At 56.0% G+C, this 11,726-nt stretch carries 12 protein-coding genes; 8 read left to right on the forward strand and 4 right to left on the reverse strand.

Annotated elements, in window-relative coordinates:
- Positions 1–21: 21 nt before the first annotated feature.
- The gene (locus FEZ62_RS12920) at positions 22–837 is read left to right on the forward strand and encodes a sugar phosphate isomerase/epimerase (protein WP_172928032.1); all 816 of its coding nucleotides are present in this window, start codon (positions 22–24) and stop codon (positions 835–837) included.
- A gap of 336 nt (positions 838–1,173) precedes the next feature.
- Here FEZ62_RS12920 and FEZ62_RS12925 read toward each other — a convergent pair whose 3' ends face one another.
- Positions 1,174–2,439, reverse strand: a complete 1,266-nt coding sequence (locus FEZ62_RS12925; RefSeq protein WP_239655593.1) for an MFS transporter — start codon at positions 2,437–2,439, stop codon at positions 1,174–1,176.
- Between the two features lie 262 nt (positions 2,440–2,701).
- Here FEZ62_RS12925 and FEZ62_RS12930 point away from each other — a divergent pair, with 262 nt between their 5' ends.
- The 3 genes from FEZ62_RS12930 (at position 2,702) to FEZ62_RS12940 (ending at position 5,790) form a co-directional block, all read left to right on the forward strand.
- On the forward strand, positions 2,702–2,950 hold the full coding sequence (locus FEZ62_RS12930) for a hypothetical protein (RefSeq protein ID WP_172928036.1): 249 nt from the start codon (positions 2,702–2,704) through the stop codon (positions 2,948–2,950).
- Between the two features lie 148 nt (positions 2,951–3,098).
- Positions 3,099–5,012 carry a 3-dehydroshikimate dehydratase QuiC gene (gene quiC / locus FEZ62_RS12935; RefSeq protein WP_172928038.1) on the forward strand — a complete coding sequence of 638 codons (1,914 nt, stop codon included), beginning with the start codon at positions 3,099–3,101 and terminating at the stop codon, positions 5,010–5,012.
- A 106-nt stretch (positions 5,013–5,118) separates the two neighbouring features.
- A complete protein-coding gene (locus tag FEZ62_RS12940) occupies positions 5,119–5,790 on the forward strand; it encodes a TetR/AcrR family transcriptional regulator (RefSeq protein WP_172928040.1) in 672 nt (223 codons plus the stop codon).
- Between the two features lie 67 nt (positions 5,791–5,857).
- On the opposite strand, the gene FEZ62_RS12945 is transcribed toward FEZ62_RS12940, so the two are convergent.
- Both FEZ62_RS12945 and aroQ read right to left on the reverse strand, forming a co-directional pair.
- Positions 5,858–6,715 (reverse strand): shikimate dehydrogenase, encoded by an 858-nt coding sequence (locus FEZ62_RS12945; RefSeq protein WP_172928043.1) that lies wholly within the window; start codon positions 6,713–6,715, stop codon positions 5,858–5,860.
- A 5-nt stretch (positions 6,716–6,720) separates the two neighbouring features.
- A complete protein-coding gene (gene aroQ, locus FEZ62_RS12950) occupies positions 6,721–7,161 on the reverse strand; it encodes a type II 3-dehydroquinate dehydratase (protein WP_172928046.1) in 441 nt (146 codons plus the stop codon).
- 484 nt (positions 7,162–7,645) lie between these two features.
- Here aroQ and pcaH point away from each other — a divergent pair, with 484 nt between their 5' ends.
- From pcaH to FEZ62_RS12970, 4 genes are all read left to right on the forward strand, one after another.
- Positions 7,646–8,362, forward strand: a complete 717-nt coding sequence (pcaH, locus tag FEZ62_RS12955) for a protocatechuate 3,4-dioxygenase subunit beta (protein WP_069899761.1) — start codon at positions 7,646–7,648, stop codon at positions 8,360–8,362.
- Between the two features lie 12 nt (positions 8,363–8,374).
- On the forward strand, positions 8,375–8,980 hold the full coding sequence (pcaG, locus tag FEZ62_RS12960; protein WP_172928048.1) for a protocatechuate 3,4-dioxygenase subunit alpha: 606 nt from the start codon (positions 8,375–8,377) through the stop codon (positions 8,978–8,980).
- Complete coding sequence (gene zapE / locus FEZ62_RS12965; RefSeq protein ID WP_172928055.1) at positions 8,910–10,070, forward strand: cell division protein ZapE; 1,161 nt, start codon at positions 8,910–8,912, stop codon at positions 10,068–10,070. The genes pcaG and zapE overlap by 71 nt, the downstream gene beginning before the upstream one ends.
- A 209-nt stretch (positions 10,071–10,279) precedes the next feature.
- A complete protein-coding gene (locus FEZ62_RS12970) occupies positions 10,280–11,122 on the forward strand; it encodes an IclR family transcriptional regulator C-terminal domain-containing protein (RefSeq protein WP_172928057.1) in 843 nt (280 codons plus the stop codon).
- A gap of 236 nt (positions 11,123–11,358) precedes the next feature.
- Here FEZ62_RS12970 and FEZ62_RS12975 read toward each other — a convergent pair whose 3' ends face one another.
- Positions 11,359–11,619: a DUF2790 domain-containing protein gene (locus FEZ62_RS12975; RefSeq protein ID WP_150549143.1), complete on the reverse strand. Its 261-nt coding sequence runs from the start codon at positions 11,617–11,619 to the stop codon at positions 11,359–11,361.
- Positions 11,620–11,726 lie beyond the last annotated feature (107 nt).

Genomic DNA, 11,726 nt, shown 5'->3' on the forward strand with positions numbered 1-11,726 from the left:
ACCCACTGCTGGAACCCTTTCATGACTGAACAATTGTTTTCTCTGGCCGCGCTTACTGTGCTCGAACTGTCGCCCGTCGATATGGTTGAGGTAGCGGCTCGCGCCGGTTATAGCCATGTCGGTCTGCGTTTACTGCCTGCAACAGTTGAAGAGCATCACTTTGCACTGATGACCGATGCCGGGTTGCGGCGTCAGACACAAGCGCGACTTCGCGATTGTGGCGTGCGTGTGCTCGACGCCGAAATAGTGCGCTTGCAGCCGCAGACTCAGGTTGAAGATCTGCGCACGCTGCTTGAGGTTTGTGCCGAATTTGAAGCCACAGAGTTGCTGGTGGCCGGCAATGACCCCGATGAAGTAAGGCTGACCGACAACTTTGTTCAGCTTTGCGATCTGGCCAAACCATTGGGCATCCATCCGCATCTCGAATTTATGCCATGGACCGATGTGCGCAATCTGGATCAGGCGCTGCGGATTGTCACATCGGCGGGGCGCAGTAATGGTTGCGTGTTGGTCGATGCATTCCACTTTGATCGCTCGACCTCAAGCCTCAAACAACTGGCGCAAGTGGCGCCCGCACGTCTGCGCTATGCGCAACTTTGTGATGTGGCCGGACCGCGACCTGCAGACATGCAGGAAATACTCCGTCAGGCGCGCAGCGAGCGACGTTTTCCCGGGGAAGGAGATTGCGATTTGCAGGGCTTATTGCGCGCATTGCCAAGTGCGATTCCACTCAGCTTGGAAGTACCGACCCAGCAGTTGCTGAAGCAAGGCGTTACAGCGTTGCAGCGCGCCGAAATGGCGTTGCGTGCTGCGAAAGCGGTATTGGCCAGGCAGTGATCGGCGGACGCGTATTTGGGGGGATTAGGGAGCTTTGTGTAGCTCGGGTGGCGACGGCTTGAATCTGCATGGCTGTTTGGTTGGCTGGGCTTGCATTTTCGATGCCGTGAAATTGCTATGACGGATTGCGTTGCTTCGCGCCGCTATCCATCCTCCGTTGGTTTGTTGGTTTGTTGGTTTGTTGGTTTGCGGACGGTGCGGAGTGTGTGATGGTTGCGTGGGGGTTGGAATCCGCAGGGCGGCTTGTGACAGGGCGATCTAACTGGCTTGGATTAATCCGACGATGGCGGGGCAGATAAGCAAAAGCCCCTCATCGGGGCCTTTGCTTGCAATGCATCAGTTGGATTCGGGCAGCTTTCGCGGTGCCATGAAATACAGCCAGACCAGCGCAATGAAGTACATGGTTGGGATGATGGTGAATAGCACCGAATAGTTATTGTCGGTCGCTGTGAGGATTGCCCCAACCACCTGCGTCATGAACATCCCGCCAATGGCCGCGCACATGCCGCCAAAGCCAAACACTGTGCTCATCATATGCTTGGGGGTGTAATCCATCACCAGGCTCCAGATATTCGATGTCCAGGCCTGATGTGCGCCTACCGCCAGCGAAATAGCCAGGACTGCGATCCACAAGCTGCTGGCGTGTGCCGCGAAAATCACCCCGATGATGGTGCAGGCGAATATCAGCATCGACACCAGCCGCGCGGTGGTTGCGCGCATGCCACGACCGATCAGCCAGGAAGAAAGAATCCCGCCGCCAATACTGCCGAAGTCTGCGGTCAGCCAGATCGCCATCAACGGCAGGCCCAACTCACTGACACTGATGCCCAGGTTGTATTGCTGATTAAGGAACGGTGGCAGCCAGTAGAGGTAGAACCAAAATACCGGCGCGGTCAGGGAGAAAGCAATCGCAAACGCCCAGGTTCCACGCATGCGCAGGATCTCCGAGAACGGCACCTTGGTCGGTTCTGGTTCCACGTCCTGATTGATGTAATCCAGTTCCGACTGTTTAACATTCGGATGATCTTCCGGGTTGTAGTATTTGATCGCCCAGAGCACCGCCCAGAACAAGCCCAGACCGCTCATGCACATGAAGGCTGCCTGCCAGCCCCAAACACTCAGAATTAAAGGTAACAACGCCGGGGTAAGCATCGCGCCGACGTTAGTCCCTGCATTGAAGAAACCAGTGGCCATTGCCCGTTCGCTCGCCGGGAACCAGGTGCGAGTGGTTTTGACGCATGCCGGGTAGTTGGCCGCTTCGGTGAGGCCCAGAATAAACCGGCACACCATGAAACCTGCCGCTGAGGTGGCCAGCCCATGTGCCCCGGTAGCCAGGCTCCACAGCAGGACTGCAAAGAAGAACGCACGTTTGACGCCTATCTTGTCGATCAACCGGCCTTGCAGCAGAAAACCGATGGCATAACCGACCTGAAACCAGAAGTTGATGTTGGCGTAATCCATCGCCGTCCAACTCATTTCCTTGGCGAGCACTGGCTGCATGATGCCCAGCGCAGCGCGGTCGATGTAGTTCAACGTAGTGGCTAAAAATACCAGCGCGAGCATGCCCCAGCGGGTTTTGCCGACTGCCAGCGCGTTGCGCATTTTACTGCCGATGCCGCTTTGGCTGGCTGGGCTTGCCAAGCAGGCAAGCGGATGTGATTTGCTTTGAGACTGGATCATGGTGGGGCCATCCGTTCGGGACTGCGCAAGGGCAGCAGTCAGTCAGCAAGTGCACATAAAGACCGCACAGACAGAACGACGCAGTACACCGAATGTTGGTAACTGGACGTTGGTATGCTGGCAGGTTGAGCGGGCTTTAGCTGTGCACGCCGGGTTTGTGTTAGGCGATTGCAGGTTCAGTCAAATGCTGAACAACAGCCGGCGCGGGCAGGGCGCCACACACAAACGGATAGGAAAGCAGAGCAGTAATGGGGGTCATAGCGGTTACCTGTTTCTTGAAATTGTTAGCAACATGTCACTGGGTAAAGTCATCGAAGCCGTATTACAGGGCAGTCTTGGCAGCGATGCTGGATGCAACATGGAGAAGATGTTGCGCACAATCGCTGAACAGGTCAATTCGATTAAGGCCGGATTGATCGATAATCGAACATAAAACTAACTGGGTGGTACGTTTTAAATTGCTGTGGCCTACACATCGGCTAATAATCAAAACTCCAATTAGTCTCCGTTCGGGCGGTCGATAAACAGTGTGGTTTTTGCCATGCGTACATGTCGAATCGCCTCCCACAAGGAGTTGCAGCATGCAGCGTTCTATTGCCACCGTTTCGTTGAGCGGTACTCTGCCGGAAAAGCTCGAAGCCATCGCCGCAGCCGGCTTTGATGGTGTCGAAATCTTCGAGAACGATCTTCTCTACTACGACGGCAGCCCTCGCGATGTGCGAAAACTCTGCGCTGATCTGGGCATCGCAATTACCTTGTTTCAGCCCTTTCGCGACTTTGAAGGCTGTCGCCGTGATCGCCTGAGCAAGAACCTCGACCGTGCCGAGCGTAAATTCGATCTGATGCAGGAACTCGGCACTGATCTGGTGTTGGTGTGCAGCAACGTTGCTGCCGACTCGCTTGGCGATGAAGAGATTCTGATCGACGACCTGCGTCAGATGGCAGAACGGGCCGGGGCGCGTAATCTGCGAATCGGCTATGAGGCGCTGGCCTGGGGGCGTCATGTAAATACTTGGCAGCAGGTCTGGAGTATTGTTCGCCAGGCAAACCATCCAGCGTTGGGCGTATTGCTCGACAGTTTTCATACCTTGTCGATCAAGGGTGATCCCAGCGGTATCGCGCAGATTCCGGGTGACAAGATCTTCTTTGTGCAGATGGCCGATGCGCCCATTCTGGCGATGGATGTCCTCGAGTGGAGCCGTCATTTCCGCTGCTTTCCAGGCCAGGGGGAATTTGACCTTGCGGGTTTCCTCGCACCGATTCTTAAAACCGGTTACGCCGGTCCGTTGTCGCTCGAGATCTTCAACGACGGTTTCCGCGCTGCGCCGCCACGCGCCAATGCTGCAGATGGTCTGCGCTCGCTGCTCTACCTCGAAGAAAACACCCGTAAGCTGCTGCAAAAAGAGAATGCAATGCCGGCGGATCCGGCGTTGCTGTTCGCGCCCACACCTGCCAGCCGCTATGACGGCGTCGAGTTCCTCGAGTTTGCCGTCAATGAAGCGCAGGGCGCAAAACTGGCGGGCTGGCTTGAACGTATGGGGTTTGCCCGAACCGGAGAACATCGCTCAAAGGCGGTTAGTTTGCTAACTCAGGGCGATATAAAAATTGTGCTTAACGCCGAACCGTATTCGTTCGCACACAGTTTCTTTGAAGCACACGGGCCATCGCTCTGTGCGACTGCCTTGCGGGTGAAGGATGCCGACACTGCGCTGGAGCGTGCACGCGCTTACAAGGCTCAGCCGTATCGCGGTCTTGCTGGGCCCAATGAACGTGAGCTTTCGGCTGTTCGCGCACCGGATGGTAGCCTGATCTATCTGGTTGAGCCGGGTGAGCCTGGCAGCACCATTTATGACTCCGACTTCAAGTTGAATCCGGATGCGCTGGCTGTAGGCGGTCTTGAACGTATCGATCATATGGCCATGGCACTGCCAGCCGACAGCCTCGACAGCTGGGTGCTGTTCTATAAAGGTGTGCTGGACTTTCAGGCGGACGACGAAGTCGTGTTGCCAGATCCTTATGGCCTGGTTAAAAGCCGTGCGATTCGCAGCCGTTGCAGTACTGTGCGCCTGCCGTTGAACGTCTCGGAAAATCGTAATACGGCCATTTCACATGCGCTGTCTAGCTACCGTGGTTCGGGTGTTCACCACATCGCTTTTTCATGCGCCGACATTTTCGCCGAAGTCAGCCGCGCCAAAGAGGCGGGGGTGCCGTTGTTGGAAATCCCGCTTAATTACTACGATGACCTCGCCGCACGCTTCGATTTCGACGACGAGTTTCTCAGCGAACTGGCTTACTACAATGTTCTTTATGACCGTGATGCACAGGGTGGTGAGTTGTTTCACGTGTACACCGAGCCTTTCGATGGACGCTTTTTCTTCGAAATCATCCAGCGCAAGAACGACTATGTCGGATACGGCGCGGCCAATGTTGCAGTGCGGCTGGCGGCTATGGCCAAGGCGCGCAGTGGTGGGGCGCCGCGTCAGGTAAACCTGTAACTGCTGCAATGTGTTAAAAGTGCCCGTCTGATCAACCAGGCTGGCACTTTTATCTGCAGGTCAGCCAGCTCATAATCGCATAACAAGAAACAGGCACGAGCTCTACATGACCACAAGTATCGATATTACCGAGCCATTGGCCGAAACTCCGCGAAAAAGCCGCAAGAACAACCCTGAGAAAACCCGTGAGGATATTCTTTTGGCGGCGGTTCATGAATTCGTCAATCAGGGGCTGTCGGGCGCTCGGGTCGATGCCATTGCGGAGCGCACGCATACCTCGAAACGCATGATTTATTACTACTTCTCAAGCAAGGAGCAGTTATATGTCGAGGTTCTGGAGAAGCTGTATGGCGACATTCGTCGCACCGAAGCGCAGCTTCATCTGGCAGAACTGCCGGCCCCTGAAGCTATTGCGCGGCTGGTCGAGTTCACCTTCGATCACCATGATCGCAATGTAGACTTCGTGCGCATTGTCAGCATAGAAAACATTCATCGTGGCGAGTACGTTAAGCAGTCGCCGACGATACGCTCATTGAGCAGTAATGTGCTGGACATGCTCGATGACACGCTGCGCCGGGGTGAAGCCAGTGGGGATTTTCGCAAGGGTGTACAGGCGATAGATTTGCACCTGCTGATGAGTTCGTTCTGCTTTTATCGTGTCTCGAACCGCCATACCTTCAGCGAGATCTTTCAGATTGATCTGGCAGAAGATGCCGCTATTAAACAGCGCCACAAGCAGATGATTTGTGACGTTGTGTTGAGTTACCTGAAAGCCTGAGTGTTTGATATGTGTTCGAGCTTGCGGGGTTGTGTCATCCGGCGACATAACCCCGCATCCAGCTCGCTCAGCCATTCATGCTATGGAAGTGCGCTTGCATACGCTCGGCATCGGCAGGGCGCGAGCAGAACAGTTCAAACGCCTTGACCGCCTGAAACACTGCCATGGTGCCCCCGTCCAGAGTGCGACAGCCCAGCGCACGGGCCTGCTTGAGCAGCTCGGTTTCCAGGGGGAAATAAACAATCTCGGCAACCCATAAGCCCGCATGCAATAGTTCGGGTGGTAATGGTGTGCCCGGCAGTTTGGCCATGCCAACCGGTGTGGTATTGACCAGGCCCGTTGCGCCCGCAACATCTGCAGCCAGATTATGGCCAACTTGCGCGCGACCTTCACCGAAGTGGCTATTGAGGCTATCAACCAGGCCTAGCGCCTTGAGCGGATCAACTTCGTGAATGATCAGGCGTTTAACGCCTTCACTGAGTAGGGCGTGCGCCACGGCAGCGCCCGCACCGCCCGCGCCCATTTGCACGACTTGGCTGCAGTCAACATCCCCCAGACCACGGCGAAACCCTTCGGCAAAGCCCAGACAGTCGGTGTTGTGGCCGATGCGCTTGCCATCCTTGAACACCACGGTGTTAACCGCACCAATACCGCGTGCTTCATCAGAAAGCTCATCGAGCAGCGGAATAACGGCCTGTTTGCACGGGAAGGTAATGTTGAGGCCGGTAAATCCCATGCGCTGTGCCGATTCAAGCAGGCCGGGCAGGGCGCTCATGTCGAGTTTCAGGGCATCTAGGTCGATCAGGCGATAAAGATAGCGAATGCCTTGGGCGTCGCCTTCGTGCTCATGCAGGGCGGGCGTGCGTGAGGCCTGTATGCCTGCGCCAATCAGGCCGGCAAGTATTGAGGGAATTGGAGTATTCATGGTCATCAGGCTTTGATCAGTTGGGCAAAATGTTCGAGCGCAAGGCGGTAGCCGTTCCTGCCGAAACCGCACATCACACCAACAGCGATGGCGGACACATACGAGTGGTGACGGAAAGTTTCTCGTGCGTGTACGTTGGAAAGGTGTACTTCAATGACCGGCACTTCACTGGCAACCAATGCATCGCGTATAGCAACCGAGGTATGTGTCCAGGCCGCAGGGTTGATGATGATTCCGGCGCAACGGCCACGCGCTTGATGAATCCAGTCGATCATCTGGCCTTCATGATTGGTTTGCTGGAACTCAACCTGCAGTTCAAGGCGTTCGCCGGTGAGACGACACATGTCAGCAATATCACCCAGGGTTTCGTGGCCATAAGTGGCAGGTTCACGGGTGCCCAGCATGTTGAGATTAGGCCCGTTAAGAATCAGAACAGTACGCGTCATTGCGACGACCTCTATTATTTTAATCTGGCAAAAAGCATCTGCGATAAAAATGTACTAAATAGTTAGTTTGGTCAACTGACGGTCACGACAGAACCGCTGTTCAGTATCTGGTGCGAGGCTCTATATACATGTCGAACAGGGCCGAAAGGCCCATGGCAGAGGCGTTTTGAAGGTACAGGCAGCGATAGGTGGCGGGTGAATTGCTGTTCGATAATCGACCACATCTAGCGCAACGGGTCGCCTGCCAGCAGTAATCTTTGCAAGGCCTGAGGCTGGGGTTGTGGAGATTGAAAGCGAAAAGCGCTTGCGTGCACTCAGGTTTATCCGCGTGGAGTGCAACTGAAGCGCCTATCCATAACTATATGGTTATGGATAGGCGCAATCTTTTCATTATTCAGGCTGGAACTTCTGATGGACACTGCGCCGAACTTGGCCTGATTGGGCCGGCAGATTGATTCATCCATTCCAATAAGAGGAAATCGTCATGTCTGACGCGCAAAGCCGCTTCGTCATTCGCGACCGTAACTGGCACCCCAAGGCGCTGACTCCGGATTACAAAACTTCCATTGCACGTTCTCCCCGCCAGGCGCTGGTCAGCATTCCTCAGTCGATTTCCGAAACCACTGGCCCGGATTTTAGCCACCTCAAGCGTGGCGAGCACGACAACGATTTGCTGCTCAATTTCAACAATGGTGGTTTGCCGGTTGGCGAGCGCATCATCCTTGCCGGCCGTGTCTGCGATCAGTACGGCAAGCCGGTGCCGAATACCCTGGTGGAAATCTGGCAGGCCAATGCGGGTGGCCGCTATCGCCACAAGAACGACCGTTATCTGGCGCCGCTAGATCCGAACTTTGGTGGTGTTGGCCGTACGCTGACTGACCGCGACGGCTTCTACAGCTTCCGCACCATCAAGCCCGGCCCGTATCCGTGGCGCAATGGCCCGAATGACTGGCGTCCGGCGCATGTGCATGTGTCGATCAGCGGGCCTTCAATTTCGAGCCGCCTGATTACCCAGCTGTATTTTGAAGGTGACCCGCTGATTCCGATGTGCCCCATCGTCAAGTCGATTGCCAACCCCGATGCGGTGCAGTCACTGATTGCCAAGCTCGACATGGCAACGGCCAATCCCATGGATTGCCTGGCGTATCGGTTCGATATTGTGCTGCGTGGCCAGCGCCAGACCCATTTCGAGAATCGTTGAGGATACCTGCAAATGCCTATTCAATTACTGCCGGAAACGCCATCTCAAACTGCTGGCCCGTATGTGCATATCGGCCTGGCGCTGGCGGCTGCCGGTAATCCGCCGCGCCCGCAGGAAATCTGGAACCAGATGGCCAAGCCAGAAGCTGAAGGTGAGCACATTGTGCTGATTGGTCATGTCTATGATGGCAATGGCCACCTGGTCCGCGACTCGTTTATCGAGCTGTGGCAAGCTGACCATCAGGGTCGGTACGACAACGCCTTCGATCTGGAAAAGCCGTTCAACGGTTTTGGCCGCACGGCCACTACGTTCGATGCGGGCGAATGGACCATGCACACGATTAAACCGGGCGTAGTCAATAACGCGGCGGGTGTGGCGATGGCGCCGCATATCAATCTGTCGTTGTTTGCCCGTGGCATCAATATTCACTTGCAAACCCGTGTGTATTTCTCCGATGAGGCCGAGGCCAATCAAATTGATCCGGTGCTTAACCTGATCGAGCAACCGCAGCGCCGTGAGACCCTGATCGCGCAGCGTTGCGAGGTCGATGGCAAAACGGCTTATCGGTTTGATATCCGCATTCAGGGTGAAGGCGAAACGGTGTTCTTTGACTTCTGATTCAACCGCGCCGGACCTCATAGTCCGGCAGCACTTTGCAGCGTTACTGGGCACGCGTGGCTATCACGCGGACCCAGCGCAACAAGCAGCCATTGATCATCTCGGTCAGTGGCTTTGCGCGTTTATAGAGGGTCGTCAACGCTGGTTACGTCGACCTTCCGCTGGCGTGTATTTATGGGGCGGCGTTGGGCGCGGCAAGAGCTTTGTGCTGGATGCGGTGTTCAATGCGGCGCCGCTGGCTGCAAAACGTCGCGTGCATTTCCACGCCTTCCTGCAAGAGCTGCAACTGCGCATGCGTGCTTTTGCCGGTCAGCGAGATCCGTTGGCACGGGTTGCCGAACAGATTGCCAGCGAAACACGCTTGCTGTGTTTTGACGAGTTCCATGTGCACGACATTGGCGACGCCATGCTGCTCGGGCGCATGCTTAAAGCATTGGTGGATGCCGGTGTCGGGTTGATCTGCACCTCCAATTATCCGCCGGCAAAACTGTGCCCCAATCCTTTGTATCGCGACCGCTTCCAACCGGCGATCGACCTGCTCAACAAGCGCTTTGATGTGCTGGAGCTAGGCGGCGCCACGGATTATCGCCAAGCCTCTGACTATTGCTGGGGCTGCCTGTATTGGCCATTGGAGGAGGGCAGCGAGCGACTTGGCGACGCGCTGGGCTTCACTGCGCAAGCGCCGGGCGTGCATTGTGTTGAGGTCAATCACCGGCCACTGCAACTGCGCAATCGTGAAGGGCAACGGGTCTGGGTCGACTTTACCGAGTTGTGCCGCAGCCCGCGCTCAAGCGCTGATTTTCTCTGGTTGTGCGAGCATTTCCAGCAGGTTGCGCTGGGAGGAGTCAGCACGCTGGAGAACGAGGGCATTGATGTGCAACAGCGCTTTCTCAATTTCATCGACATCGCTTACGACAGCGGTATTGAGTTGCTGCTGGGATGCAGCGCAGGCCTCGATCAGCTGTGCAATGTCGCCAGCCATGTCGACTTCAATCGCACCCGCAGCCGCCTGATGCAGTTACAGCCTTGCCCTGTAATGGAAACTGTCGACTCGGTTGCGCCCCAGGCAGTCCTCCAGTCACACGGATAGTGTGACGGAGGAGGGTGCCGCGTGTGGGGGGAATAGCCATGCCTTGTGGGCAGGGTTATACCGCTGCCACCCAACAAAGCCTGATAGAACCCGGTTGCGCGCAGCGGCAGCGCAAAATAGTGGCAAGCAATGCACAGGTCAATTGCGATTATCGAACTTTGGTTCGATAATCGATCAAAACTGCCAAAGCTGTTCAGGACACAATAACAATGAGCGACGATCAACACTTACCGCTGGCGACACTGGCGCCGCCCATCGTGGCTTCCCCAGCCAAGCGCATTGAGGCGCTGACGGGCGACCCAAATTTCATGACCTCACTGGCGCGCGGATTAGCCGTGATTCATGCGTTCCAGGAGCGTAAGCGCCAACTGACGATTGCACAGATCAGTCATCGCACCGAAATTCCGCGCGCGGCAGTTCGTCGTTGCCTGCACACGCTGATGAAGCTCGGTTATGCAACCACCGACGGGCGCACCTATTCACTGCTGCCCAAGGTGCTGACACTCGGCCACGCCTATCTGTCGTCGACGCCACTCGCGGTCACGGCGCAGCCGATACTCGACCGCATCAGCGAGCAGCTGCATGAGGCCTGTTCGATGGCCACGCTCGAAGGTGACGAGATTCTCTACATCGCCCGTTCAGCCACACCGCAACGCCTGATCTCGGTTGATCTCAGCGTGGGCAGCCGCTTGCCCGCGTATTGCACATCAATGGGCCGTATTTTGCTGGCAGGCCTGACCGATCCGGCGCTGGATGACTATCTGGCGCATGCCGAGCTGCAAATTAAAACCAGTCGCACGGTGCACACCGCACAGGGCTTGCGGGACAGTGTGGCGCAGATTCGTGAGCAGGGTTGGGTGATTATCGATCAGGAGCTGGAGGTCGGTTTACGTTCAATCGCGGTGCCGCTGAAGGATTCAGCTGGCCAGGTCCTGGCAGCCTTGAACGTGGGCACGCATGTTGGTCGCACCTCACGCCAGGAACTGGAAACCCGCTTCTTGCCGGTCTTACTTGAAGCCAGCAAAGAGCTTAGCGAGCGCTTGTTCCACTGAGCTATGGCGCTAGTGGAAACATGCGCCGCTGGTGCTGTAGGTTTGGTTTGGCGTGAGGCGGGCAATTGCAGGAGCAATCGATATTTTGCCATCAGCGGGTATGAGAGGTTGAGATCACGCCAAGATTGGACGGAACCATGGGATGGGTTCGGCAGGCGAACCATCCCCGAATTCCCTGTTTGCGGCGCCGTTTTATCAACCCGCCAGCGGCGACAAACGCTCTGTTGCGTTAGGTTTCAATAGGCGCAGTTGTTGCCCAGACGCTCGTATTGCAGGCGGTGCGTTTCACCTTTGGAATCCTCATAAACCATGGTTGCGTCAACCACACCGCAGCCTTCATCGGTCGCTGTCTGTGAAATAACCCGGGCCACATCGAGTGTGTCACCGTACTGATAAGTTTCAGGTTTTACCGGAGCATCTGCAGCGGCTGGAGTGGTGGCTGCAGCAGCCCACGGAGCAACAAGACCCAGGCAGACCGCCAACGCTAAAATTTTCATTTTTTTACCTCTGTTGGTTAACGACGGGGCAAGCTTAAAAGTCGCCGGCCCTGCTAAACAGAGGTGAAAATGAGAAGAACTTTTGCCTGATACGTAACAATTGCGGG

It is taken from the genome of Pseudomonas sp. MS19, from assembly GCF_013277615.1.
GTDB classification, from domain to species: domain Bacteria; phylum Pseudomonadota; class Gammaproteobacteria; order Pseudomonadales; family Pseudomonadaceae; genus Aquipseudomonas; species Aquipseudomonas marincola.